General features: G+C 40.8%; 35 protein-coding genes. 32 read left to right on the top strand and 3 right to left on the bottom strand.

The annotated features are described in order from the left end of the window. The first annotated feature begins 11 nt into the window (after nucleotides 1-11). From rpsS to rplQ, 22 genes are all read left to right on the top strand, one after another. A complete protein-coding gene (rpsS, locus tag HMPREF2573_RS05940; protein WP_003656984.1) occupies nucleotides 12-287 on the top strand; it encodes a 30S ribosomal protein S19 in 276 nt (91 codons plus the stop codon). Between the two features lie 9 nt (nucleotides 288-296). Beyond that, on the top strand, nucleotides 297-626 hold the full coding sequence (gene rplV / locus HMPREF2573_RS05935; protein WP_003656983.1) for a 50S ribosomal protein L22: 330 nt from the start codon (nucleotides 297-299) through the stop codon (nucleotides 624-626). Between the two features lie 2 nt (nucleotides 627-628). Then, the gene (rpsC, locus tag HMPREF2573_RS05930; RefSeq protein WP_003656981.1) at nucleotides 629-1351 is read left to right on the top strand and encodes a 30S ribosomal protein S3; all 723 of its coding nucleotides are present in this window, start codon (nucleotides 629-631) and stop codon (nucleotides 1349-1351) included. 3 nt (nucleotides 1352-1354) lie between these two features. Further along, a complete protein-coding gene (rplP, locus tag HMPREF2573_RS05925; RefSeq protein WP_003656980.1) occupies nucleotides 1355-1768 on the top strand; it encodes a 50S ribosomal protein L16 in 414 nt (137 codons plus the stop codon). After that, nucleotides 1768-1965 (top strand): 50S ribosomal protein L29, encoded by a 198-nt coding sequence (rpmC, locus tag HMPREF2573_RS05920; protein WP_003656979.1) that lies wholly within the window; start codon nucleotides 1768-1770, stop codon nucleotides 1963-1965. Before rplP ends, rpmC begins: the two co-directional genes overlap by 1 nt. Then, the gene (gene rpsQ / locus HMPREF2573_RS05915; RefSeq protein ID WP_003656978.1) at nucleotides 1962-2234 is read left to right on the top strand and encodes a 30S ribosomal protein S17; all 273 of its coding nucleotides are present in this window, start codon (nucleotides 1962-1964) and stop codon (nucleotides 2232-2234) included. Before rpmC ends, rpsQ begins: the two co-directional genes overlap by 4 nt. 108 nt (nucleotides 2235-2342) lie before the next feature. Then, nucleotides 2343-2711 carry a 50S ribosomal protein L14 gene (gene rplN, locus HMPREF2573_RS05910; protein ID WP_003656976.1) on the top strand — a complete coding sequence of 123 codons (369 nt, stop codon included), beginning with the start codon at nucleotides 2343-2345 and terminating at the stop codon, nucleotides 2709-2711. Between the two features lie 17 nt (nucleotides 2712-2728). Then, the gene (rplX, locus tag HMPREF2573_RS05905) at nucleotides 2729-3046 is read left to right on the top strand and encodes a 50S ribosomal protein L24 (protein WP_003658625.1); all 318 of its coding nucleotides are present in this window, start codon (nucleotides 2729-2731) and stop codon (nucleotides 3044-3046) included. A 20-nt stretch (nucleotides 3047-3066) separates the two neighbouring features. Further along, a complete protein-coding gene (rplE, locus tag HMPREF2573_RS05900) occupies nucleotides 3067-3603 on the top strand; it encodes a 50S ribosomal protein L5 (protein WP_003656974.1) in 537 nt (178 codons plus the stop codon). A gap of 11 nt (nucleotides 3604-3614) precedes the next feature. Beyond that, nucleotides 3615-3920: a 30S ribosomal protein S14 gene (rpsN, locus tag HMPREF2573_RS05895; protein ID WP_003656973.1), complete on the top strand. Its 306-nt coding sequence runs from the start codon at nucleotides 3615-3617 to the stop codon at nucleotides 3918-3920. 14 nt (nucleotides 3921-3934) lie between these two features. Beyond that, entirely contained in the window at nucleotides 3935-4333 is a 399-nt protein-coding gene (gene rpsH, locus HMPREF2573_RS05890; RefSeq protein ID WP_003656972.1) for a 30S ribosomal protein S8, read from the top strand. Between the two features lie 150 nt (nucleotides 4334-4483). Continuing rightward, nucleotides 4484-5017, top strand: coding sequence for a 50S ribosomal protein L6 (rplF, locus tag HMPREF2573_RS05885; protein ID WP_003656971.1), 534 nt, complete (start codon nucleotides 4484-4486; stop codon nucleotides 5015-5017). Between the two features lie 11 nt (nucleotides 5018-5028). After that, complete coding sequence (rplR, locus tag HMPREF2573_RS05880) at nucleotides 5029-5379, top strand: 50S ribosomal protein L18 (RefSeq protein ID WP_003656970.1); 351 nt, start codon at nucleotides 5029-5031, stop codon at nucleotides 5377-5379. 2 nt (nucleotides 5380-5381) lie between these two features. Beyond that, the gene (rpsE, locus tag HMPREF2573_RS05875; RefSeq protein WP_003656969.1) at nucleotides 5382-5879 is read left to right on the top strand and encodes a 30S ribosomal protein S5; all 498 of its coding nucleotides are present in this window, start codon (nucleotides 5382-5384) and stop codon (nucleotides 5877-5879) included. A 17-nt stretch (nucleotides 5880-5896) separates the two neighbouring features. Then, nucleotides 5897-6076 (top strand): 50S ribosomal protein L30, encoded by a 180-nt coding sequence (gene rpmD / locus HMPREF2573_RS05870; RefSeq protein ID WP_003656968.1) that lies wholly within the window; start codon nucleotides 5897-5899, stop codon nucleotides 6074-6076. Beyond that, nucleotides 6076-6516: a 50S ribosomal protein L15 gene (gene rplO / locus HMPREF2573_RS05865; protein WP_003658622.1), complete on the top strand. Its 441-nt coding sequence runs from the start codon at nucleotides 6076-6078 to the stop codon at nucleotides 6514-6516. The genes rpmD and rplO overlap by 1 nt, the downstream gene beginning before the upstream one ends. 3 nt (nucleotides 6517-6519) lie before the next feature. Further along, on the top strand, nucleotides 6520-7845 hold the full coding sequence (secY, locus tag HMPREF2573_RS05860) for a preprotein translocase subunit SecY (RefSeq protein ID WP_036334861.1): 1326 nt from the start codon (nucleotides 6520-6522) through the stop codon (nucleotides 7843-7845). Between the two features lie 252 nt (nucleotides 7846-8097). Then, nucleotides 8098-8454 carry a 30S ribosomal protein S13 gene (rpsM, locus tag HMPREF2573_RS05855; protein WP_003656965.1) on the top strand — a complete coding sequence of 119 codons (357 nt, stop codon included), beginning with the start codon at nucleotides 8098-8100 and terminating at the stop codon, nucleotides 8452-8454. Nucleotides 8455-8474: 20 nt separating this feature from the next. After that, nucleotides 8475-8867, top strand: coding sequence for a 30S ribosomal protein S11 (gene rpsK / locus HMPREF2573_RS05850; protein WP_003656963.1), 393 nt, complete (start codon nucleotides 8475-8477; stop codon nucleotides 8865-8867). A gap of 12 nt (nucleotides 8868-8879) precedes the next feature. Next, on the top strand, nucleotides 8880-9521 hold the full coding sequence (gene rpsD, locus HMPREF2573_RS05845) for a 30S ribosomal protein S4 (RefSeq protein ID WP_003656961.1): 642 nt from the start codon (nucleotides 8880-8882) through the stop codon (nucleotides 9519-9521). 24 nt (nucleotides 9522-9545) lie between these two features. Then, nucleotides 9546-10550, top strand: a complete 1005-nt coding sequence (gene rpoA / locus HMPREF2573_RS05840; RefSeq protein WP_003656959.1) for a DNA-directed RNA polymerase subunit alpha — start codon at nucleotides 9546-9548, stop codon at nucleotides 10548-10550. Nucleotides 10551-10568: 18 nt separating this feature from the next. Then, nucleotides 10569-10928: a 50S ribosomal protein L17 gene (rplQ, locus tag HMPREF2573_RS05835; protein WP_003656958.1), complete on the top strand. Its 360-nt coding sequence runs from the start codon at nucleotides 10569-10571 to the stop codon at nucleotides 10926-10928. An 86-nt stretch (nucleotides 10929-11014) separates the two neighbouring features. Here the strand turns inward: rplQ and HMPREF2573_RS05830 are convergent, their stop codons facing one another. Together HMPREF2573_RS05830 and HMPREF2573_RS05825 are read right to left on the bottom strand one after the other, a co-directional pair. Beyond that, nucleotides 11015-11581 (bottom strand): Sua5/YciO/YrdC/YwlC family protein, encoded by a 567-nt coding sequence (locus tag HMPREF2573_RS05830; protein WP_003656956.1) that lies wholly within the window; start codon nucleotides 11579-11581, stop codon nucleotides 11015-11017. A 4-nt stretch (nucleotides 11582-11585) separates the two neighbouring features. Further along, a complete protein-coding gene (locus HMPREF2573_RS05825; protein ID WP_049157930.1) occupies nucleotides 11586-12344 on the bottom strand; it encodes an elongation factor P hydroxylase in 759 nt (252 codons plus the stop codon). A gap of 165 nt (nucleotides 12345-12509) precedes the next feature. Here HMPREF2573_RS05825 and HMPREF2573_RS05820 point away from each other — a divergent pair, with 165 nt between their 5' ends. From HMPREF2573_RS05820 to lysM, 6 genes are all read left to right on the top strand, one after another. After that, a complete protein-coding gene (locus HMPREF2573_RS05820) occupies nucleotides 12510-13052 on the top strand; it encodes a YceD family protein (RefSeq protein ID WP_227506572.1) in 543 nt (180 codons plus the stop codon). Nucleotides 13053-13289: 237 nt separating this feature from the next. Further along, complete coding sequence (gene rpmF, locus HMPREF2573_RS05815; RefSeq protein ID WP_003656952.1) at nucleotides 13290-13472, top strand: 50S ribosomal protein L32; 183 nt, start codon at nucleotides 13290-13292, stop codon at nucleotides 13470-13472. A 268-nt stretch (nucleotides 13473-13740) separates the two neighbouring features. Beyond that, the gene (gene fabD, locus HMPREF2573_RS05810) at nucleotides 13741-14700 is read left to right on the top strand and encodes an ACP S-malonyltransferase (protein ID WP_070472888.1); all 960 of its coding nucleotides are present in this window, start codon (nucleotides 13741-13743) and stop codon (nucleotides 14698-14700) included. Next, nucleotides 14697-15425 carry a 3-oxoacyl-ACP reductase FabG gene (fabG, locus tag HMPREF2573_RS05805; protein ID WP_003656948.1) on the top strand — a complete coding sequence of 243 codons (729 nt, stop codon included), beginning with the start codon at nucleotides 14697-14699 and terminating at the stop codon, nucleotides 15423-15425. The genes fabD and fabG overlap by 4 nt, the downstream gene beginning before the upstream one ends. Nucleotides 15426-15615: 190 nt before the next feature. After that, nucleotides 15616-15852 (top strand): acyl carrier protein, encoded by a 237-nt coding sequence (acpP, locus tag HMPREF2573_RS05800; protein ID WP_003656945.1) that lies wholly within the window; start codon nucleotides 15616-15618, stop codon nucleotides 15850-15852. Between the two features lie 214 nt (nucleotides 15853-16066). Next, nucleotides 16067-16564: a peptidoglycan-binding protein LysM gene (gene lysM / locus HMPREF2573_RS05795; RefSeq protein ID WP_070472885.1), complete on the top strand. Its 498-nt coding sequence runs from the start codon at nucleotides 16067-16069 to the stop codon at nucleotides 16562-16564. Between the two features lie 145 nt (nucleotides 16565-16709). Here lysM and HMPREF2573_RS05790 read toward each other — a convergent pair whose 3' ends face one another. Then, complete coding sequence (locus HMPREF2573_RS05790) at nucleotides 16710-17099, bottom strand: hypothetical protein (protein WP_003656941.1); 390 nt, start codon at nucleotides 17097-17099, stop codon at nucleotides 16710-16712. A 612-nt stretch (nucleotides 17100-17711) separates the two neighbouring features. Here HMPREF2573_RS05790 and HMPREF2573_RS05785 point away from each other — a divergent pair. The 4 genes from HMPREF2573_RS05785 (at nucleotide 17712) to HMPREF2573_RS05770 (ending at nucleotide 21656) form a co-directional block, all read left to right on the top strand. Next, the gene (locus HMPREF2573_RS05785; protein WP_194161836.1) at nucleotides 17712-19436 is read left to right on the top strand and encodes an acetolactate synthase 3 large subunit; all 1725 of its coding nucleotides are present in this window, start codon (nucleotides 17712-17714) and stop codon (nucleotides 19434-19436) included. Beyond that, entirely contained in the window at nucleotides 19436-19951 is a 516-nt protein-coding gene (ilvN, locus tag HMPREF2573_RS05780) for an acetolactate synthase small subunit (protein ID WP_003656937.1), read from the top strand. The genes HMPREF2573_RS05785 and ilvN overlap by 1 nt, the downstream gene beginning before the upstream one ends. A 163-nt stretch (nucleotides 19952-20114) precedes the next feature. After that, a complete protein-coding gene (gene ilvC / locus HMPREF2573_RS05775) occupies nucleotides 20115-21137 on the top strand; it encodes a ketol-acid reductoisomerase (protein WP_003656936.1) in 1023 nt (340 codons plus the stop codon). Nucleotides 21138-21245: 108 nt separating this feature from the next. Further along, nucleotides 21246-21656, top strand: coding sequence for a hypothetical protein (locus HMPREF2573_RS05770; RefSeq protein ID WP_003656934.1), 411 nt, complete (start codon nucleotides 21246-21248; stop codon nucleotides 21654-21656). Nucleotides 21657-21939: the final 283 nt, after the last annotated feature.

The following is a 21939-nucleotide window of genomic DNA, read 5'->3' as shown; positions in this document are numbered from 1 at the left end:
GGAAAAGTTTCATGCCTCGTTCATTGAAAAAAGGTCCATTTATCGATGCGCATTTGTTTGCTAAGGTTGAAAATGCTCTAGAAAGCAACAGCCGCAAACCGATCAAAACTTGGTCACGTCGCTCGATGATTCTACCTCAAATGGTAGGTCTAACCATCTCAGTTCATAATGGTCGCACTCATGTGCCAGTTATTGTAAGTGAACAGATGGTTGGTCATAAACTCGGTGAATTCGCCCCGACCCGTTCTTATCGTGGTCATGGCGTTGATAAGAAATCTAAAAGATAAGGTGCTACCATGGAAGTAACTGCAAAATTACGTGGTGCCGCCATTTCGGCACAGAAAGTAAGATTGGTTGCGGACGAAGTTCGTGGTAAGCCAATTGAGCGCGCTTTGGACATTCTAACATTTAGCAACAAAAAAGGTGCTAAACTGGTTAAAAAATGCCTAGATTCAGCCATTGCTAATGCTGAACACAATAATGGCTTGGACATTGATAAGTTGCGTGTCACTACCATTTATGTTGATGAAGGTATTACCTTAAAGCGTATCATGCCCCGTGCCAAGGGTCGTGCTGATCGTATCAGTAAACGCACTTGTCACATCACTGTTAAAGTAGGGGAATAATCATGGGTCAAAAAGTACATCCAATTGGTATTCGTTTGGGCGTTATCAAAAAGCACAACGCTAACTGGTATGCCAATCCTAAGCAATATTCAGAGTATTTGCTGAATGACTTCCAAGTTCGTAATTTTTTGCGTAAAAAATTGGAAGGTGCAATGGTTAGCCATATTTACATTGAGCGTCCAACTGGTGCTGCAAAAATCACGATTCATAGTGCACGCCCTGGTATTATCATTGGTAAAAAAGGTGAAGATATCGAAAGCCTACAAAAAGAGCTAACCAAACTGATGGGTGTTCCAGCTCAGGTTAATATCCAAGAAATTTCTCAACCTGATTTGGATGCTCGTTTGGTTGCCGAAGGTATTGCCAGCCAGCTTGAACGCCGTGTTATGTTTCGCCGTGCGATGAAGCGTGCTGTTCAAAATAGTATGCGTTCAGGTGCTCAAGGTATTAAAGTTGAGCTTTCTGGTCGTTTAGGTGGCGCTGAGATTGCTCGTACCGAATGGTATCGTGAAGGTCGTGTGCCGCTACACACATTGCGTGCTGATATTGATTATGCATCAGTGCGTGCAGAAACTACTTACGGTACTATCGGTGTTAAAGTTTGGATTTTCCGTAGTGAAGTTTTAGACGGTATGAATAGTGCCTACAACCCAGTTGTTGAAGATAAAACACGCGCACCAAAACGCCGTGGTCGTTCTAATCGCCGCAACACAGACAGAGGTTAAGCTATGTTACAACCAAAACGTACCAAGTTTCGCAAAATGCACAAAGGGCGTAACACAGGTCTTGCCCAGCGTGGTAATACAGTTGCTTTTGGTGAAATTGGTCTAAAATCTATCGGTCGTGGTCGTATGACTGCGCGTCAAATTGAGGCTGCGCGTCGTACAATCACTCGTCGCATTAAGCGTGGCGGTAAAATTTGGATTCGTGTATTCCCAGATAAACCAATTACCGAAAAACCATTAGAAGTTCGTATGGGTAAAGGTAAAGGGCCTGTTGAGTATTGGGTAGCGGAAATCAAACCAGGTAAAATGCTTTATGAAATCCAAGGTGTTAGTGAAGACCTTGCTCGTGAAGCACTGACTTTGGCAGCCGCCAAGCTACCATTTAAGACTACCATTGTTAAACGGACGATAATGTAATGAAAACCAACGAATTACGCGAAAAATCAGTAGATGAGTTGGCTCAATTGCTTGATGAAAAGCAACTTGATGCGTTCCGTCTGCGTATGGCTAAGGCCACAGGTCAGCTTGCCAATACTCATGAAATCAAAAACAATCGTCGTACGATTGCTAAGATTTTGACTTTGATTAATGAAAAACAAAGAGGTGAGGCATGAGCGATAACACCCAAACCCAAGAAGTTGGCGTTGTAACTGGTAAAGTTATCAGCAATAAGATGGATAAATCTATCGTTGTGTTGGTCGAACGCCAAATCCGTCACCCAATGTATGGTAAACAAGTTCGTCGTTCTACCAAAATTAAGGCACATGATGAAAATAATATTTGCCAAGAAGGTGATATCGTACGCATCAAAGAAACTCGTCCATTCTCCAAGACTAAGACTTGGGCTTTGGTGGATGTAGTTGAAACTGCTGTAAAAATTTAAGACATTTGCATTAAAAGTCATTTGAGAGTATAATATATATCTTTTAGATATGTATCCACTTTTAGTGGCAAATGACTTTTATTGCTTTATTATTATTGGAGTAATGCGATGATTCAGACTGAAACAATGCTGGAAGTTGCAGATAACAGTGGTGCAAGACGCGTTCAGTGCATTAAAGTACTGGGTGGCTCACATCGTCGTTATGCATCTGTTGGCGACATCATCAAAGTAACAGTGAAAGAAGCAATTCCGCGTGGCCGTGTTAAAAAAGGCGATGTGATGAATGCAGTGGTTGTGCGTACCAAAAAAGGCGTTCGCCGCCCAGACGGTTCAGTGCTTCGTTTTGACGACAATGCAGCAGTATTGTTGAATAATAACAAAGCACCGATTGCAACGCGTATTTTTGGACCTGTTACTCGTGAACTGCGCAGTGAACAATTCATGAAAATTGTTTCATTGGCACCAGAAGTACTGTAATTGTTTAGAGGCTTATTATGGCAAAGTTACGTAAAGGCGACACCGTGGTTGTGATTGCTGGCAAAGATAAAGGCAAGCAAGGCACAATTTTGGCGGTGAAAGCAGACCGTGTAAAAGTTGAAGGCATTAACATTGTAACCAAACACCAAAAACCTAACCAAATGCTAGGCAAGGAAGGTGGTATCGTTAAGCAAGAAGCTTTTTTACATATTTCAAATGTTGCGATTTATAACGCAAACACCCAAAAAGCAGATCGTATTGCTTATCAAGTGAATGAAGATGGCAAAAAAGAGCGTATCTATCGTTCAACTGGTGAAGTAGTGGCGACTGCATAAAAAACTAAGGGTATATAGTAATGGCAAGATTAAAATCGTTATATAATGACAAGCTAAAACAGCAAATCAAAGAAGAGCTGGGTTTAGAAAATGTCATGCAAGTACCAAAAATCACCAAAATCACTTTAAATATGGGTGTTGGTGGTGCAGCACAAGATAAAAAATTACTTGAAGGTGCTTTGGCAGATATGACCGCAATCGCTGGTCAAAAACCTGTTGTAACCAAAGCACGCAAATCAGTTGCAGGCTTTAAAATCCGTGAAGAGTGGCCAATCGGCTGTAAAGTCACCTTGCGTGGCGAGCAAATGTATGAATTCTTAGATCGCTTGGTTGCCATCGCAATCCCGCGTATCCGTGACTTCCGTGGTTTTTCTGCCAAAGCATTTGATGGTCGTGGTAACTATTCATTGGGCATCAAAGAGCAGATCGTTTTCCCTGAAGTAGACTTTGATAAAATCGATCGTATCCGTGGATTGGACGTGACCATCACGACAACCGCAGCAAATGATGATCAAGGTCGTGCATTGCTAAAAGCATTTGGCTTCCCATTCAGATAAGGTAAAACGTTATGGCTAAAAAAAGCATGATTAATCGCGAATTAAAACGCGAAAAAACTGTTGCTAAGTATGCTGAAAAGCGTGCTCAGCTAAAAGCTATCATTAGCGATACCAATGCTAGCGAAGAAGAGCGCTTAGATGCAATGTTGGCATTGCAAGCGTTACCACGTAACGCATCTCCGGTGCGTTTGCGTAACCGTTGTGGCGTAACTGGTCGTCCCCATGGTTATTTCCGTAAATTTGGTCTTTCACGCAATATGTTGCGTTTACATGTAATGCAAGGCGATGTGCCTGGCGTTCGTAAAGCTAGCTGGTAATAAGGAGTTACGCTATGAGTATGCAAGATCCAGTTGCCGACATGCTAACTCGCATTCGCAACGCACAAGCAAGAAATAAACCATCTGTACAGATGCCTGCTTCTAAACTACGCAAATCCATTGCTGATTTATTGGTAGCTGAAGGCTATTTGACTTCTGCTGAAGTCAGTGAAGCTGAAAATGGTAAAAAGGTATTAGATATTGAATTAAAATACTACCAAGGCAAAGGCGTTATTGAGCAATTGAAGCGTTATAGTCGCCCAGGTTTACGCCAATATCGTGGTAAAGATGAACTTCCAAGCGTTCAAAAAGGTCTTGGCGTTGCCATTATCTCAACCAGTCGTGGCATTATGAGTGATCGTGCGGCACGCGAAGCTGGTATTGGTGGTGAAATCATCGCATTGGTTGCATAATTAATTACATGTAATTACTGATAAAAATCTAGAATATTTAGTTTACAGCTAAGTATAGATATGTTAAACTAGCAGGCTTTAATGCCTGTTAGTTTTTTATGGCTATCATTTATCTGATGGTAGTTTAGTTTTCATTTAAAGGAAATTCCTATGTCTCGTGTGGCTAAAGCCCCAGTAACGCTACCAGAAGGTACCAACGTTACTTTGAACGATCGGCAGGTTGAAGTCAAAGGTAAGAATGGCACTTTATCTTTGAGCCTGCATGAATTGGTCGAGCTAAAACAAGAAGATGGTATTGTTGTACTATCTCCAGTTGTAGACACTAAAGAAGCGTGGATGCACACTGGTACAGTGCGTGCTCTATTGAACAATATGGTTAAAGGCGTTAGTGAAGGTTTTGAGCGTCGTCTGCAACTGATTGGTGTTGGTTATCGTGCACAAGTTGCAGGTAATAAAGTAAACCTAAGTTTAGGTTTTTCTCATCCAATCGAATACACGCTACCTGAAGGTGTTACGGCTGAAAGCCCAAGCCAAACTGAAATTTTGCTTAAATCAAGCGATAAGCAAAAGCTTGGTCAAGCAGCTGCTAAAATTCGTAGCTTCCGCCCACCAGAGCCTTATAAAGGTAAGGGTGTTCGTTATAGCGATGAAGTTGTTCTTCGTAAAGAAGCTAAGAAAAAATAAGGTGAGCCATAATGTTCGATAAAAAATCAGCTCGTCTTCGTCGAGCGAAAAAAACTCGTGCACATATCCGTCATTTGGGTGTTGACCGTTTGACAGTAACCCGCACGCCTCGTCATATTTACGCACAAATCATCTCACCAACGGGTGGTGTGGTTGTTGCTCAAGCATCTACTTTAGATGCAACTTTGCGTTCAGGTGCAACAGGTAATGTGGAAGCAGCTAAAGCTGTTGGTGCTCTTATTGCAGAGCGTGCAAAAGCTGCTGGTATCACTAAAGTTGCATTTGATCGTAGTGGTTTTAAATATCATGGCCGTGTTAAAGCACTAGCTGACGCTGCTCGTGAAAACGGATTGGAGTTCTAATCATGGCAAAAGTTGAACAAACTGACGGTTTGGTAGAAAAATTAGTTGCCGTTGACCGTGTAGCAAAAGTTGTAAAAGGTGGTCGAATTTTTTCTTTCACCGCATTAACTGTTGTTGGTGATGGTAACGGTCGTGTTGGTTTTGGTCGTGGTAAGGCTCGTGAAGTGCCTGCAGCCATCCAAAAAGCCCTAGAAGCTGCTAAGCGTAATATGATTACGGTGGATTTAGCTGGTCATACACTACAGCACCCAATCAATGCTCGTCACGGTGCATCAAAAGTTTATATGCAACCAGCCTCTGAAGGTACTGGTGTTATTGCTGGTGGTGCAATGCGTGCTGTACTCGAAGTTGCAGGTGTACAGAATGTATTGGCAAAATGCTATGGTTCTACCAATGCAGCCAATGTTGTACAAGCAACTTTCAAAGGTTTGCGTGACATGACATCGCCAGAGCAAGTTGCCGCAAAGCGTGGCAAATCTGTCGAAGAAATTTTGGGCTAAGAAATAGGTGAGTTACGATGAAAAAAATGAAAGTTACTCAAGTAAAGTCGAGTGCCCATCGTTTGGCAAGTCATAAAGCTTGTTTGAAAGGTTTGGGACTACGTCGCATTGGTCATACTGTTGAAGTTGAGGATACTCCATCAACTCGTGGTATGGTAAATCGTGTACATTACATGGTTAAAGTGGAGGAAGCGTAATGGGTCTTAAACTGAATGAACTATCACCAGCATTGGGTGCTAAGAAAAAAGCATTCCGTCGTGGTCGTGGTATTGGCTCAGGCTTAGGTAAAACTGGTGGTCGTGGTGTTAAGGGTCAAACTTCGCGTTCTGGCTCAAGCATTCCTGCGGGTTTTGAAGGCGGTCAAATGCCTATCTATCGTCGTTTACCAAAATTTGGTTTTACTTCGAAGATGGCTATGACAACTGCTGAAGTTCGTCTATCTGAGCTTAATAAGATTGATGGCGATACTGTGAGCTTAGATACCCTTAAAGCTGCGAATATTATTCGTGGTGATATGAAGCGTGCACGCATTATTTTATCTGGTGAGGTGGGCCGTGCATTGACTTTTAAAGGTGTAAAAGTTACAAAAGGTGCAAAACAAGCAATCGAAGCTGCCGGTGGTAGTGTCGAGGAGTAATCTATGTCAAGGCAGTCAGTATCTCGTTCTAGCATTCCCTTAAATCCTTTTACTTTCGTAAGAAAGTATGATGAATTATGGACGCGTATGCTTTTTTTATTTGGGGCGCTGATTGTTTATCGACTTGGTTCTCATATTCCAGTTCCAGGCATGAACCCTGTTAGCTTAGCTAATTTTTTCCAGAGTAATAGCAATACCTTTTTGGGTATGTTTAATGTGTTTTCTGGAGGGTCATTAGAGCGTATGTCTATTATGGCACTAGGCATTATGCCTTATATTTCTGCTTCGATTGTTGTGCAGATGATGTCTGCCATCATACCTTCTCTTGAAGCGTTAAAAAAAGAAGGTGAATCTGGACGCAGAACGCTGAATAAATATACGCGCCAAGGAACTTTAGCACTTGCATTTGTTCAGGCAGTTGGTATGTCTACTGGTTTGATTGCTGGTGGCTTGACATTGACAACTGGTTTGAGTTTTTATATTCCGGCAGTGACTTCTTTAGTCGCAGGATCGATGTTTTTAATGTGGCTTGGTGAGCAAATTACTGAGCGAGGTGTGGGCAATGGTATTTCTATGCTTATTTTAGCGAGTATCATAGCCAGTGCGCCAGGCATGATTTCACAGGCTTTCAGTCAAAATTTAAATTTGATTGTTATGCTTTTATTTGTCGTATTGGGTATTACAGTGATAGCGGCCATTGTTTTTATTGAGCGTGCACAGCGCCGTGTACCTGTGAACTATGCTCAAAAACAGCAATTAGGTCGTAAAATTTATGCACAGCAGCAGTCACATTTACCCTTAAAAATCAATATGGCTGGTGTAATTCCAGCAATTTTTGCAAGCTCGCTATTGCTACTTCCAGCCAGCTTAGGTCAATGGACTACAGTTAGTGAAAATCCAACGCTGACCCAAGAGATTATTCAAAATATCACTTTAGTACTTCAGCCTGGACAACCTTTATACTTATTGTTATTTGGTGTGATGATTATATTTTTCTGTTATTTTTATACGGCATTAATGTTTAATCCTAAAGAGGTTGCAGAAAATTTGAAGCGAAGTGGTGCTTATATTCCAGGAATACGACCAGGTCAGCAAACTAAGCGATATTTAGATTTTGTTTTAAATCGCCTAACTTTTATCGGTGCAATGTATATGACAATCATCTGTTTGATGCCGATGATTATACAGTCTGTATTTAATGTACCAATTCCACTAGGTGGGGCATCTTTATTGATTATGGTTGTTGTTTTGATGGACTTTATCGCTCAATTACAAGCACATTTAATGACACATCAATACCATGATCAGACGATTATTAAATCGTCATAATGATACGCTTCTTTAGAAGCATATTAAAATTAAAAATCTGTGGCAGTTGTGACTTCATGTATCGCAAAGATAAAGTACTTGTTATTTACAATGCAGAGCTATGCCACAAACAATGTCAAGGTTAATTTACAAATTAATACTTGATTTATTATAGCGGATAATGTATTATCCGCTTCTTGCTATGCTATCATTTATGAGATAGCAGTTAAACTTAGCAAATACAACTGTATTTGTGCTAATGGAGAGAAATCAATGGCTCGTATTGCCGGTGTAAATATTCCGGACAACAAACATGCTGTGATTTCGCTAACTTACATTTTTGGTATTGGTCGTACAACTGCTAAGCAAATCCTTGCTGCTGTTGGTATCGAAGAAACCACTAAAATTGGTTCGTTAGATGATTCACAACTGGATGCTGTTCGTGCAGAAGTTGCAAACTACACAGTAGAAGGTGATCTTCGTCGTGAAGTTTCAATGAATATCAAACGTTTGGTCGATCTTGGTTGCTATCGCGGTCTTCGTCATCGTCGTGGTCTACCAGTTAATGGTCAGCGTACTAAAACAAATGCGCGTACCCGTAAAGGTCCACGCAAAGCAATTAAAAAGTAACTAACTTAGGAAGCTAAAAGATGGCAAAAGACACTCGTAGCCGCAAAAAAGTGGCTCGTCGTTCGGTATCTGAAGGTATCGCCCATATTCATGCGTCTTTTAATAACACCATTGTAACGATTACTGATCGTCAAGGTAATGCATTGGCTTGGGCCACTTCTGGTGGACAAGGCTTCCGCGGTTCACGCAAATCTACACCATTTGCAGCTCAGGTTGCAGCTGAGGTTGCTGGTAAAACAGCACAAGAAACCTATGGTGTTAAGAATGTTGATGTCTTGGTAAAAGGTCCAGGACCAGGTCGTGAGTCTGCGGTTCGTGCACTGGGTGCATTGGGTTATAAAATTAATAGCATAAGCGATGTAACACCAATTCCACACAACGGTTGCCGCCCACCCAAGAAGCGCCGCGTTTAAGGAGATAGACTTATGGCTCGTTATATTGGTCCAAAATTAAAATTGTCTCGCCGTGAAGGTACTGACCTGCAATTAAAATCAGGTGTAAAGCCTTACGATGTTAAGACAAAAAAAGCAGGTCGTGTACCTGGTCAGCATGGTAATAGCCAAAATAAAACCTCTGAATACGCATCACAACTTCGTGAAAAACAAAAAGTTAAACGCATGTATGGTGTATTAGAGCGTCAGTTTTCTAACTATTATAAAGAAGCAGCACGTGAGCGTGGTGCAACTGGTGAAAACTTGTTGGTTACCCTTGAACGCCGCCTTGATAATGTTGTTTATCGCATGGGCTTTGGTGCAACGCGTGCAGAAGCGCGTCAATTGGTTAGCCATCGTGCTATCATGCTAAAAAAAGCTGGTCGTGATGAGTTTGTACGCGTTAACATTCCTTCAATTCAAGTTCAAGATGGTGATGTGATCGCAGTGCATGAAAAATCAAAAGAGCAACTTCGTATTAAAAACGCAGTTGAGCTTGCGACACAGCGTGGCATCCCAGCATGGTTAGAAGTTGATCACAGTAAACTACAAGGTACTTTCAAATCTGCGCCAGAGCGTAGTGAATTACCAGCTGAAATCAATGAAAACTTGATTGTTGAGCTATATTCTAAATAATCCGAATTAAATCGAGGTGACACTATGACAAATGCAACTGAGTTTCTAACACCGAGTGCGATTAATGTCGATACGGTCAATGAAACGACTGCAAAGGTCACGCTCGAGCCGTTAGAGCGCGGTTTTGGGCATACGCTAGGTAATGCTCTACGCCGTATTCTACTTTCTTCTTTATCAGGTGCTGCAGTAGTAGAAGCTGAGATTGAAGGTGTTGATCATGAATATTCAACACTAGAAGGGTTGCAAGAAGATGTACTTGATCTTCTTTTAAATCTGAAGTCTTTAGCGATTATTCTGCATGACCAGAATGAAGCATATTTGACTTTGGATAAACGGGGTGCAGGAGTTGTGACTGCTGCTGATCTTGAGCTACCACACAATGTTGAAATCGCTAATCCTGATTTGGTGCTTGGCACATTGAGTGAGCGTGGCCATCTGAAGATGCGACTACATGTAGTGACAGGTCGTGGCTATGAGCCTGCTAATCAGCGTCGTGAAGATGCCAATTCTAAAATTATTGGTCGCTTAAAGCTTGACGCAAGCTTTAGCCCAATTATTAGAGTGGCTTATGATGTTGAAAATGCTCGTGTTGAACAGCGTACCGATCTTGATAAACTGATTATCGAGCTTGAGACCAACGGCACGATTGACCCAGAAGAAGCTATTCGCAAAGCTGCAACGATTCTACAACAACAAATTGCTATTTTTGTGGATCTTGAAGCTGAAGAAGCGCCTGAGCCTATCAAAGAAAAAGAAGAGATTGATCCTGTGCTGTTACGCCCAGTGGATGATCTTGAGTTAACGGTTCGTTCGGCAAATTGCTTGAAAGCTGAAAATATTTATTACATCGGTGATTTGGTACAGCGTTCAGAAACTGAACTATTGAAGACACCAAATCTTGGTAAGAAATCATTGACTGAGATTAAAGATGTGCTTGCATCTAAAAATCTTGAACTTGGTATGCGTTTAGATAACTGGCCGCCAAGTGATTTGCGTGTCGATGATCGTTTTTCTTATCGTAGCCGCTAATTTAAAGGATACTTGACCATGCGACATCGTAAAAGCGGAGTCAAGCTGGGTCGCACCAGCAGCCATCGTAAGGCTATGTTCCAAAACATGACTAATTCATTATTTGAGCATGAGCTAATTAAAACTACTTTGCCAAAAGCAAAAGAGCTTCGCCGTGTGGCAGAGCCTTTGATTACTTTGGCAAAAGAAGATAGCGTTGCAAACCGCCGTCTTGCTTTCAGCCGTATGCGTAATAAGGATATGGTTGGTAAATTATTCAGTGAGCTTGGCCCTCGTTACCAAGCTCGTCCAGGTGGATATTTGCGTATCATCAAGTGCGGTTTTCGTGATGGCGATAATGCACCAATGGCTTATGTTGAATTGGTAGATCGTCCATAATGGATTTTACTGCTTCATTAAAAACCCTGATTATTTATCAGGGTTTTATTTTTAATGCAATATTGTTCTTAATTTCTATCATAATATCAGCTTGCATCTATTAACGAGACAACTGGTGATGGTTGGTCTTGTAATTCACCTGCGTCCAAAAATCCGTCGACCAAATTTTCCATCATAGCTTCAAGCTCATAGGTGCTATCGTATGTTACTTTTTCTCCATTAAGATAAATTGGCATGCTAATAAATGGTGCATTTAGTGCTTCAATTAAGCTCAGTACGATTGGTGTGTGGGCAAGGCTGGCACAAATATTTTTGCCGCTAGAATTTACAAATTTCTTTGGAGCGGATTTGGTTGGATTTAATAAAAAATGAGTGTTTTTATTGAGAGTATTTTTTAAATTTCGATGGGCAAAATCGCTGATTTTGGCAAAGGTTGATATTTCACTGATATGGCGACATATTAAACAAAATTTAGGCTCGTATTGACCAAAGCGTAATGCTTGGGCAAGTGATTGTTTGGCATCAAGACTGACGGCTAAGCGATATCCGCTTGGGTCTGGATAAATAATTAATTGGTCATTTTTGAGTAAATTGGCAGCTTGTATTAACACACGCTTTTGGGGATTGTCAGGATGAATATAAAATTTTTGCATTTGTTTACCTCATCTTAATTGTTGTGTAGTAGTTTGAATGGCTGAGTGTTAAGATAACCCATAATAAAAGTTGCGCGTCTGTGGGCAGGGTGCTTGGGTTTGATAGATAAAATTTAGCTTGGTTAAAGACATCTTGGGCAAAGGTGCTGTTTGAGATATCAAAATTTGCATTTAGGTTGTCTTGTGAGACATAAAAATATCGACCGCAAGCTAAAGTTAATAAAGCTTCAATGGCTTGTGGCTTGATTTCAACTTGCTCAAATAACCGCTGAGTTTGTTCATTTCTACCATCGGATTCATACCAGTAACCAAAGTCATTGAGCTTGCGACGAGCTTGTCCTGCGATGCACCAGTGGCTAATTTCATGTAATGCACTTTGAAAAAAACCATGTGCAAATTCAATGCGTGCAGGTGCATTATGCTCACTGGGAAAATATTCAGGTTCGCTTTCACCACGCACCAGCACGGTCGGAATTTGGTCAAAATACATATGATTAAATAGCAAATCAAATAAGTGAATTAACCAGTCAGTCAGTATTTGCTCATCTTGTGCCTCATCTTTTGTATTATTTTGGATGAGCTGCCAGCGATGATAAAAATTTTGCCATGGCGGCGGTGAAATTTTCTCCAAGATGATTTGAAGTTTAGCAATGGGTCTTTGATGAAATTGCTGCCATAGTGTCTGAATGTATTTGGCATACTGGATGGTGCTTGCCTGTTGGCATTTATTCACATCTGGTGAAAGATGATTGAAGTTTATCATAATTGAAGCTTTTAAAGTAAATTGGCTTTGGCTGATTGATTTTGAGATATTATAATGTATTTTGGCAAATTGCCATACTAAGATGCTGAAATTAAAAACCCCTTTTAACCACGATGAACTTATGCCATAATAATGGGCAAATTGCACACATAGCTTTATAATATGATGACAAAAACTGTAAATCACCACCCCAAACAACAAAGCTTGCCCGCCAATATTATGCTTGATAAATGGGCAGATATTGGATTTAAATGGCAGGGCAGTTTATCAAGTACCGAGCTTAAACGCTTGAGTGAGCAAACGGTCGCTGATAGTGTGCTAGACTTAACATTTGTACTAACTAAACAAGAAGGCATTGTTTGGCTAAACTATCAAGTATCAGGAGAGGTTTTTGTGACTTGTCAAAGATGCTTGGAGTCTTTAGGTATCGATGTTTCAGGAGAATATCGCTTGGCAGTTTTGTCATCGGATGGTGATATTGGGCGTATTAATGATGCTGAATATATTTTGGTTGATGAGCTTGCAACAAAAACAGCAAAGCTGCCCATTAAGGACTTGCTAGAAGATGAGCTGTTATTAACTTTGCCTTTATCGCCAAAGCATCAAGACTGTGATATGCCAGTTCAAATGCTTAATGAAGAAAAATATGAGGAAGAGCAAGAAAATCCTTTTGCTTCATTAGCTCAGCTTAAAGGAAAATTATCTTAAAAATTGCCCAAATGACTTTAAAAGTTATCACAAAAGTAGCTTTTTATTAAAAAACTTGTAAATTTATGCGATTAGGCTTTGAAATTTACAAGTTTTTTGCGTATAATACAGCGTTTATTGTGCATAGGTCTATGATGGACAGCGATTGATGCTAAATCGCATTGACACAAATTGACAAAGACGCACGAACCGTTTTTCTTTAGGGCAAACTTGCCTGACTGATTATTAGGAGCTATCATGGCAGTTCAACAAAACCGCAAGAGCCGCTCACGCCGTGACATGCGTCGTTCACACGACCATATCGCTATCGCTGAGCTAAGCATCGATTCAACCACTGGCGAAAAACACCTTCGCCATCATGCGACCAAAGATGGTTTTTATCGTGGTCGTCAGCTATTTAAAGTAAGTCAAGATAGCTAAGCACTATTTTATAGTCATAAAACCAAGCCAATATGAACGGGCTTGGTTTTTTTGTTATTGTCATGATATTATTGACAAAATGCCATTTAAAACAAAGCACATTCATACTATCTAAAATTTTTTGTGATTTGAGATAGTTTTGGGTAAACAAATGTTTATTTTTATGGTAGAATTGGCAAACTTTCTTGTACCAAATTAAATGGGTGCTTAAGAATTGGTAATATGGTTTATACGGTATTTTTATCGTCAATGTACAAACAGGTGAATTATGACAGAAGCCAACAGCGGTATGACAAAGCGTTTGGCGGTAGTTTTTCCCGGTCAAGGGTCTCAATCTGTCGGTATGATGGATGAGCTTGATAAAGCATTCAAAAGTGTGCGTACGACATTTGATGAAGCAAGTGAAGCTTTGGGCTTTGATTTATGGTCAGTCACACAGGATGAAAACTGTTTGAATAAGACTCAATATACGCAGCCTGCTTTATTAACTTCAAGTATCGCAATTTGGCAAATTATTGAGCCAATCTTATCAGCCCAATCCATTAAGCCGATGTATCTTGCTGGACATTCGCTAGGGGAATATAGTGCTTTGGTCGCAGCAGGTGTACTAAACCTCAAAGATGCAGTGAAGTTGGTGCATGAGCGTGGTAAATTTATGACAGAAGCTGTACAGAGTATTGATACTCAGATGGCAGCGATTTTAGGCTTGGATGATGAACAGGTGGTAAGCTTATGTGAAGAAGTTAGCACAACCACAGGCACAGTTAATGCTGCTAATTTTAACAGCCCAGGGCAGGTGGTCGTCGCAGGCACAGCGGTGGGCGTGTCAGGTGTTTTGTCAGCAGTAGAGGCACTTGGTAAAAAAGCTGTTCCGCTCAAGGTTTCTGTGCCTTCTCACTGTGCTTTGATGAATCCTGCCAGTGATGCTTTGGCAAAACTTTTGGGTGAGACGGATTTTGGTGAAGCAAGTATTCCTGTCATACAAAACCGCCATGCTAAAATTCATACACAGACAACACAAATTAAGACAGCTTTGATTGAACAGTTATCGATGCCTGTATTGTGGTCAAAAACCATGGAAAAATTATCAGAGCGTGGTATTAATTTGATACTTGAATGCGGTCCAGGTAATGTTTTGTCAAATTTGGCCAAGCGTCAAGCAACACCGATAACCGCTTTACCAACAGATAAATTGGCACGCCTAGAAAAATTGGAGAATTTGGTATGAGTCGAAAAATTGTATTAGTCACAGGTGCAAGTCGTGGTATTGGCAAGGCAATTGCTAAGCGTTTTACCGATGAAGGGCATTTTGTTATCGGAACAGCCACCAGCAAAAAAGGCGCAGAGGCGATTGGCGATTATCTGAGTGAATCAGGTGGTATTGGTCGCATCTTAGATGTTTGCAACCATGAAGATATTGATAAGCTATTTGAAGAAATTGACAGTGTTTATGGTGGAATCAATGTGTTGGTCAACAATGCAGGCATTACCAAAGATGGCTTACTCATGCGTATGAAAGATGAAGATTGGGCAAGTGTGATTGATACCAACTTAACCGCTGTTTATCGTATGAGTCGCCGTGCGGTTCGTGGTATGATGAAAGCACGCCAAGGTCGGATTATTAATATTACCTCGGTCGTCGGACAGATGGGGAATGCAGGTCAAGCAAACTATGCTGCCACCAAAGCAGGCGTGGAGGGTTTTAGTCGTGCATTAGCTCGAGAGATTGGTTCGCGTGGCGTAACAGTCAACTGTGTTGCACCAGGATTTGTTGAAACAGACATGACCGAAGCACTAGATGAGCGTTTGGTTAACTCTATGTTAGATGCTGTTCCAATCGGTCGTATGGCTCAGCCTGAAGAAATTGCGGCAGCTGTATCATTTTTAGCCAGTGATGATGCCAGCTATATTACAGGTGCAGTATTGGCAGTTAATGGTGGCATGTACATGTAAATGTGATGATTTTGACAAGGATTGATTCATTGACAAAAGTCTTAATTTGCCACTATCATAATAAAAAGTGAACATATGTATTCATAAATACTTGCACTTTTTCAATAAATACATTATGATATTTATTAAGTTTTATCCAAACCTACGGTAGCATGGTGCTACAGGGTTAATCATTATAAAGGAAATTACCATGAGTGATATCGAAGCTAAAGTAAAAGACGCAGTCGCAGAACAGCTTGGTTTAAGTGTTGACGAAATCAAAAACGAGGCATCTTTTATGGATGACTTGGGTGCTGATTCTTTGGATTTGGTTGAGTTGGTTATGGCATTTGAAAGCAGCTTTGGCATCACCATTCCTGATGAAGATTCAGCGGAACTGACGACGGTTCAAAAAGCCATCGACTATGTTTCTGACAAAGTTGCTTAAATCAACTGGCTTGGTCTGACAGCTTATCTCCTAAGGTCATCTCGTTTTGAGGTGACTTTTTTATGGCAGAAAATATTTGGTAGGCTAATTCTACACATTGTAACGCTTTTACTGTCAAATTTCACTATGCATTATCTTGGCTTTGGCTTAGGATAACTTTAGCACAAATTGTGCTATCTGATTAAATCAAAAATTCATAATTAAGGAGAATGTAATGGGTGTTTTTAGCTTTGCAAAAGATATTGGTGACAAATTATTTCATCGTAATAAAAAACAAGACGCAGCCCAACCAACCGCTGCTCCAGCTGCAACACCTGCAGAAGAGCCAACCGCTCAAGAGATTGCCAATTTACTTCTTGCTCGTATTCAAGCTCAAAATGTCAATATCAGTGGCTTAAAAGTCAATTATAATGGCGATACAGACACAGTCACATTATCGGGTGTTGCCAAAACGCAAGCCGACCGTGAAAGAGCACGCCTTGCGGTGGGTAATGTCCAGCATGTTGAGACGGTGGTTGACAATATTGAGGTGGAATCTGCTGAACCTGAATCACGATTTTATACCGTTAAATCAGGTGATAGCTTATCAAAAATTGCCAAGGAAATGTACGGCAATGCGAATGATTATATGAAAATCTTTGATGCTAACAAGCCCATGCTGTCAGATCCTAATAAGATTTATCCAGGTCAAGTATTGCGTATCCCACAATAATTGATCGTCTGCGTTCTATCATTCAAAGATTTTTAAATAAAGTAATATCTTGATATCATATCGCATCATCATAAAAATCCCAAGTACTAAATCAGTGCTTGGGTTTTTTAGTCATTGGATAACCAATTAATATATATTTTATGCACTAATGAGCATAGACTGAGTTGCGACAATGATTGTCGATAGCGGTTTGAATGTGGTGAATTTTTTGTTGGATCCGATCGGGTGTGAGTTTAGTTTGTTGACCGTTTTCACCAATTTCGTATATGACACCCCCTGATTTCAAGGTGTTAAGGTTGGTTTTAAGATAATGGCAGGCTTGTGTATTTTGATGATTTTTTGGGACGCTAAAATAATGTACTTTGATGGCTGTGGATGGCTTGCCAATGGGTGCTATTTGGCTAAAAACTGGCTCTCCAAATACCCCCACACTTTGAAAAATCATGGTGCTGTGAGCATCATTGACGCAGATACCTAGCCCTAAAGCAACTTGGCACACGGTATTTTTAGCTGTTTTTATTAATTTACCAGTCATGACACAACACCAAATCATCAACTGGCTGATATTGTATCATTCGGTTGGTGCTAAAGACAGTCATTTTATCGAATTTTAGGGCGAGTAAAGTGGAGGGATTGGTAAACATGGCAAAGATATAACTGATTTATTTGATAAATTTTTAAAAAGTACTAAAAACAGGTTGGCAAGATGAAAGTTTTCAGGTAAGATAAGTGGCATTATTTTGATGACGCTCATCGGTCGGTAATTTTGATTGGCGTCATCTGAAGTCGGCGTAGCTATTTATCAGGTGCTGCGTTTGTGCATTTGGTGCCATTAGATTACCGTCTGATGACGCACGACTGTACATTGCAATAGGACTTACCAGTCTGCAAGACGCAAGAAATTTCCCTTTGTTGTTTTGGATTTTTCCAAGTCACTTTGTTGTAAGTTCATCTGCGTATGGCAGCCGATTGCCTGATATGAATCAATCCACGCTCTTCGTCTGAATATTGTCACGATGACAAAAGGATGTAACTTATGACGCAACAAACTACCCAATCCCCAAATATGACGGGGCATACTCAAACCAAAGATGCTGCTGCGCACTTTCGTGAACTCCAAGATATCATCGCACGCGGTGAAATAGCCATGATGTCAGGCGCTGAGATGCTTGTTCAAGCATTGATTGATGAAGGTGTCGAGTATATTTTTGGCTATCCAGGCGGTGCGGTATTACATATTTATGATGCTTTATTTAAGCAAGATAAAATTGAACATATTTTGGTGCGTCATGAACAAGCCGCAGGGCATATGGCCGATGCATACAGTCGTACAACAGGCAGGACGGGCGTTGTTTTGGCGACTTCAGGTCCAGGTGCAACCAACACTGTAACAGCCATTGCAACTGCTTATATGGATTCAATCCCAATGGTTGTGTTGGCAGGTCAGGTACCATCTAGTTTGATTGGTGATGATGCGTTTCAAGAGTGTGATATGGTCGGCGTTTCACGCCCCATCGTTAAGCACAGTTTTCAAGTTCGCCATGCCGAAGACATTCCAACAATCATCAAAAAAGCATTTTATATTGCAGGCTCGGGTCGTCCTGGTCCTGTCGTGGTTGATATTCCAAAAGATATGACCAACCCAAGTGATAAATTTGCTTATATCATGCCAAAGACAGTCAATATCAGATCATATCAGCCTACCAATAAAGGTCATGGCGGACAAATCAAAAAAGCCATCGAAACGCTACTATCAGCCAAACGCCCTGTACTGTATTCAGGCGGTGGGGTGGTGCTTGGTAATGCCAGTAAAGAGCTGCGTCAATTAGCCGATACGCTCAAACTACCTGTTACTAATACCCTAATGGGACTGGGTGCTTATCCAGGCTCAGGCGAACAATTTGTTGGAATGCTTGGTATGCATGGCACATATGAAGCGAACATGACCATGCATCATGCTGATGTGATTTTGGCAGTGGGTGTGCGTTTTGATGACCGTGTGACCAATAATGTCAAAAAATTCTGCCCAAATGCAACGATCATTCATATTGATATCGATCCAGCCAGTATCTCAAAGACGATTATGGCACACATTCCGATTGTTGGCGATGTTAAGCTGGTACTAAATGAAATGCTTGCCTTGCTAGCAGAGATTGATAAGTGTATCGATGAACATGCGCTCAATGATTGGTGGCAACAAATCAATGAATGGCGTAAACGCCATGGTCTTCGCTATGATGCAGATGATATGACTGCCAAAACACATGCCATCAAGCCCCAGCATGTGGTTGAGATGCTTTATAAGCTGACGAATGGTGAAGCAATCATTACCTCCGATGTTGGTCAGCATCAGATGTTTGCTGCATTGTATTATAAGTATGATGAGCCACGCCAATGGTTAAACTCAGGTGGCTTAGGTACAATGGGCGTTGGTTTACCTTATGCTATGGCAGCAAAATTAGCTCACCCAAAAAAGACAGTTGTTTGTATCACTGGCGAAGGCTCAATCCAAATGAACATCCAAGAGCTGTCAACTTGTCTACAGTATAATCTACCAGTTAAAATTTTAAATTTAAATAATGCTCAGCTTGGCATGGTTAAGCAGTGGCAGGATATGCTTTATGAAGGTCGCCATGCTCAATCTTATATGCAATCTTTACCTGATTTTGTTAAATTGGCAGAAAGTTATGGGCATAAAGGTGTAAAAATTACCAATCCTGCTACCATGCAAGAAGAGCTAAAACAAGCCCTAGAAATGGATGGTTTGGTATTTATTGATGTCTATGTGGATAAAGGTGAACATGTTTATCCGATGCAAGTCGCTGGCCAATCAATGCGTGATATGTGGTTATCAAAAGGGGAGCGTACCTAATGCCAAATCAAGTACATAAACATCTGATTTCTGTATTAATGGAAAACGAAGCAGGTTCGCTGTCTCGTGTTGTCGGTTTATTTTCTCAGCGTGGCTATAATATTGATACGCTCAATGTAGCAGCCACGGATGACCCAACGATCTCACGGCTGACTTTGACAACCATTACAACACATGACAAAATCGAACAAATCACCAAGCAGCTGCATAAACTGATCGAGGTGGTTAAAGTCCAAAATCTGTCCGAGCTGTCAGGCGGTCATCATGTTGAACGAGAGTTGATGCTCATTAAGGTGCGTGCAACGGGTTCAAACCGTGAAGAAATCAAGCGTAATGCCGATATATTTCGTGCCCAAATAGTCGATGTCAGCACAAACTTGTATACAATTTTAATTACTGGTGATGCTGGCAAATTGGATGGTTTTATCGATGTGATTGGTCGTGACCGTATCCTAGAAGTGGTACGCTCAGGTGTGATTGGTATCGCTCGTGGTGAGAAAACTTTGGCGATTTAATCCTATCAACCATGTTTTAGGCAGTTTATTAGTTTACAAAAAATGTATTTTATAAAATGAATTGACTGCCATGAACAATACAGTGATTAATTAGCGATCATTAATTAACCATAAATGAATTATTTTAACCCTGCCAATTTTGGCAAATTTTTAAGGAAACTTTATGAGCCTAAATATTTATTATGACAAAGATTGTGATTTATCAATCATCCAAAGCAAAAAAGTCGCCATCATTGGCTACGGTTCTCAAGGTCATGCACACGCATTAAACCTAAAAGATAGCGGTGTGGATGTGACTGTTGGTTTGCGTCAAGGTTCTGCTTCATGGAAAAAGGCTGAAAATTCTGGTCTTAAAGTGGCTGAAACCAGCGAAGCGGTTGCAGGTGCTGATGTGGTGATGATTTTGACGCCAGATGAGTTTCAGCGTGAACTTTATAAAGAGGTGATTGAGCCAAATATCAAACAAGGTGCAACTTTGGCTTTTGCACATGGCTTTGCTATTCATTACAACCAAGTTGAGCCACGCGCTGACTTAGATGTCATCATGGTTGCACCAAAAGCACCAGGTCATACGGTTCGTTCTGAATTTACCAAAGGCGGCGGCATTCCTGATTTGATCGCCATTTGGCGTGATGCATCAGGTGGGGCAAAGCAGCTTGCACTATCTTATGCAGCAGGTGTGGGCGGTGGTCGCTCTGGCATCATCGAAACCACTTTTAAAGATGAAACCGAAACAGATCTATTTGGTGAGCAAGCGGTACTTTGTGGCGGTGCAGTTGAGCTTGTCAAAATGGGCTTTGAGACTTTGGTTGAGGCAGGCTATGCACCTGAGATGGCATATTTTGAGTGCTTGCATGAGCTAAAACTCATCGTTGATTTGATGTATGAAGGTGGCATCGCTGACATGAACTACTCAATTAGTAACAACGCTGAATATGGTGAATATGTGACTGGTCCTGAGGTCATCAATGAGCAATCTCGTGCCGCCATGCGTCATGCTTTGAAGCGTATCCAAGATGGTGAATATGCTAAGATGTTTATCGCTGAAGGTCAAACCAATTATCCATCTATGACCGCTCGCCGTCGTAATAATGCTGCACATCCTATCGAAACAACAGGCGAAAAATTGCGTGCAATGATGCCTTGGATTGGCGGCAATAAGATTATTGATAAACAAAAGAACTGATTGATTTGAATCAATATCTAAAACAGCTGCCAAATTGGTGGCTGTTTTTTTGAAATTATTCAATGAAACCGTTATAATGAATGCTATTTTGATATTGATAAGTCTTTTATGCCTGATTTTTCTTTAGAAGTTGTATTTATTGCACTAAGTTTGATGATCGCCATCTTTGTGATGATTGAATCAACATTGCTTGAGCGTAACGGTGGCAAGCTGCTGCTTAAAAATAGTATATTTATGTTCATCAGTCTATCAACCTCGGCATGGATGGTGGCAGCGTGTTTGGCTTGGTATTTTTTGGATCTTGTCGGTTTGGGCTTGGTGGTAGCGATGGTGTATCCGCTGTATGGGCTTTTGGGTTTGGCATATTCGGCAATGTTGATGCGTGGCATTGAGGTTGATGATCCTGCCGAAGTGGCATTACCCAAAAAATACTTAAGCTTTTGCAAATCCTTTGGTTTGGTCTATAGCATCTTATGTTTGACTGCCTTACTTGAAAGCATGGGCTTAATTCAAATTTAATTTGATTAAATGATGGATTGAGCTTGGATTGCCGTGATTTTTGATGGCGATTACTTTATTAGTCATCAATGATGAAAAATAATTCCCTTTTTTAATAAAATTTGTTATAATAGTTTTCATGGTATTTATGTACCCAAAGCTGGCTGATACTGGCCACTTTCCCAACTGCAGATAGACGCAGTGGTATCAAGCATTCTTTAGGCAAGACCAGTAAGTTTCTTATTTGGAAGATTGAATGAAGATGGGGCAACCCGCCTGTTATCCCGATCGTTTTTGTATGTTT

Origin of the sequence: Moraxella sp. HMSC061H09 (assembly GCF_001809255.1) — a bacterium.
Lineage (GTDB): Bacteria > Pseudomonadota > Gammaproteobacteria > Pseudomonadales > Moraxellaceae > Moraxella > Moraxella catarrhalis.
The sequence above is the reverse complement of the archived record's forward strand: the minus strand, read 5'-3'. Positions and strand labels throughout refer to the sequence as shown.

Excerpts from the sequence above, each read along its gene's own strand:
- rpsS (WP_003656984.1), top strand. The coding sequence starts at position 12 with ATGCCTCGTTCATTGAAAAAAGGTCCATTTATCGATGCGCATTTGTTT.
- rplV (WP_003656983.1), top strand. The coding sequence starts at position 297 with ATGGAAGTAACTGCAAAATTACGTGGTGCCGCCATTTCGGCACAGAAA.
- rpsC (WP_003656981.1), top strand. The coding sequence starts at position 629 with ATGGGTCAAAAAGTACATCCAATTGGTATTCGTTTGGGCGTTATCAAA.
- rplP (WP_003656980.1), top strand. The coding sequence starts at position 1,355 with ATGTTACAACCAAAACGTACCAAGTTTCGCAAAATGCACAAAGGGCGT.
- rpmC (WP_003656979.1), top strand. The coding sequence starts at position 1,768 with ATGAAAACCAACGAATTACGCGAAAAATCAGTAGATGAGTTGGCTCAA.
- rpsQ (WP_003656978.1), top strand. The coding sequence starts at position 1,962 with ATGAGCGATAACACCCAAACCCAAGAAGTTGGCGTTGTAACTGGTAAA.
- rplN (WP_003656976.1), top strand. The coding sequence starts at position 2,343 with ATGATTCAGACTGAAACAATGCTGGAAGTTGCAGATAACAGTGGTGCA.
- rplX (WP_003658625.1), top strand. The coding sequence starts at position 2,729 with ATGGCAAAGTTACGTAAAGGCGACACCGTGGTTGTGATTGCTGGCAAA.
- rplE (WP_003656974.1), top strand. The coding sequence starts at position 3,067 with ATGGCAAGATTAAAATCGTTATATAATGACAAGCTAAAACAGCAAATC.
- rpsN (WP_003656973.1), top strand. The coding sequence starts at position 3,615 with ATGGCTAAAAAAAGCATGATTAATCGCGAATTAAAACGCGAAAAAACT.
- rpsH (WP_003656972.1), top strand. The coding sequence starts at position 3,935 with ATGAGTATGCAAGATCCAGTTGCCGACATGCTAACTCGCATTCGCAAC.
- rplF (WP_003656971.1), top strand. The coding sequence starts at position 4,484 with ATGTCTCGTGTGGCTAAAGCCCCAGTAACGCTACCAGAAGGTACCAAC.
- rplR (WP_003656970.1), top strand. The coding sequence starts at position 5,029 with ATGTTCGATAAAAAATCAGCTCGTCTTCGTCGAGCGAAAAAAACTCGT.
- rpsE (WP_003656969.1), top strand. The coding sequence starts at position 5,382 with ATGGCAAAAGTTGAACAAACTGACGGTTTGGTAGAAAAATTAGTTGCC.
- rpmD (WP_003656968.1), top strand. The coding sequence starts at position 5,897 with ATGAAAAAAATGAAAGTTACTCAAGTAAAGTCGAGTGCCCATCGTTTG.
- rplO (WP_003658622.1), top strand. The coding sequence starts at position 6,076 with ATGGGTCTTAAACTGAATGAACTATCACCAGCATTGGGTGCTAAGAAA.
- secY (WP_036334861.1), top strand. The coding sequence starts at position 6,520 with ATGTCAAGGCAGTCAGTATCTCGTTCTAGCATTCCCTTAAATCCTTTT.
- rpsM (WP_003656965.1), top strand. The coding sequence starts at position 8,098 with ATGGCTCGTATTGCCGGTGTAAATATTCCGGACAACAAACATGCTGTG.
- rpsK (WP_003656963.1), top strand. The coding sequence starts at position 8,475 with ATGGCAAAAGACACTCGTAGCCGCAAAAAAGTGGCTCGTCGTTCGGTA.
- rpsD (WP_003656961.1), top strand. The coding sequence starts at position 8,880 with ATGGCTCGTTATATTGGTCCAAAATTAAAATTGTCTCGCCGTGAAGGT.
- rpoA (WP_003656959.1), top strand. The coding sequence starts at position 9,546 with ATGACAAATGCAACTGAGTTTCTAACACCGAGTGCGATTAATGTCGAT.
- rplQ (WP_003656958.1), top strand. The coding sequence starts at position 10,569 with ATGCGACATCGTAAAAGCGGAGTCAAGCTGGGTCGCACCAGCAGCCAT.
- HMPREF2573_RS05830 (WP_003656956.1), bottom strand. The coding sequence starts at position 11,581 with ATGCAAAAATTTTATATTCATCCTGACAATCCCCAAAAGCGTGTGTTA.
- HMPREF2573_RS05825 (WP_049157930.1), bottom strand. The coding sequence starts at position 12,344 with ATGATAAACTTCAATCATCTTTCACCAGATGTGAATAAATGCCAACAG.
- HMPREF2573_RS05820 (WP_227506572.1), top strand. The coding sequence starts at position 12,510 with ATGACAAAAACTGTAAATCACCACCCCAAACAACAAAGCTTGCCCGCC.
- rpmF (WP_003656952.1), top strand. The coding sequence starts at position 13,290 with ATGGCAGTTCAACAAAACCGCAAGAGCCGCTCACGCCGTGACATGCGT.
- fabD (WP_070472888.1), top strand. The coding sequence starts at position 13,741 with ATGACAGAAGCCAACAGCGGTATGACAAAGCGTTTGGCGGTAGTTTTT.
- fabG (WP_003656948.1), top strand. The coding sequence starts at position 14,697 with ATGAGTCGAAAAATTGTATTAGTCACAGGTGCAAGTCGTGGTATTGGC.
- acpP (WP_003656945.1), top strand. The coding sequence starts at position 15,616 with ATGAGTGATATCGAAGCTAAAGTAAAAGACGCAGTCGCAGAACAGCTT.
- lysM (WP_070472885.1), top strand. The coding sequence starts at position 16,067 with ATGGGTGTTTTTAGCTTTGCAAAAGATATTGGTGACAAATTATTTCAT.
- HMPREF2573_RS05790 (WP_003656941.1), bottom strand. The coding sequence starts at position 17,099 with ATGACTGGTAAATTAATAAAAACAGCTAAAAATACCGTGTGCCAAGTT.
- HMPREF2573_RS05785 (WP_194161836.1), top strand. The coding sequence starts at position 17,712 with ATGATGTCAGGCGCTGAGATGCTTGTTCAAGCATTGATTGATGAAGGT.
- ilvN (WP_003656937.1), top strand. The coding sequence starts at position 19,436 with ATGCCAAATCAAGTACATAAACATCTGATTTCTGTATTAATGGAAAAC.
- ilvC (WP_003656936.1), top strand. The coding sequence starts at position 20,115 with ATGAGCCTAAATATTTATTATGACAAAGATTGTGATTTATCAATCATC.
- HMPREF2573_RS05770 (WP_003656934.1), top strand. The coding sequence starts at position 21,246 with ATGCCTGATTTTTCTTTAGAAGTTGTATTTATTGCACTAAGTTTGATG.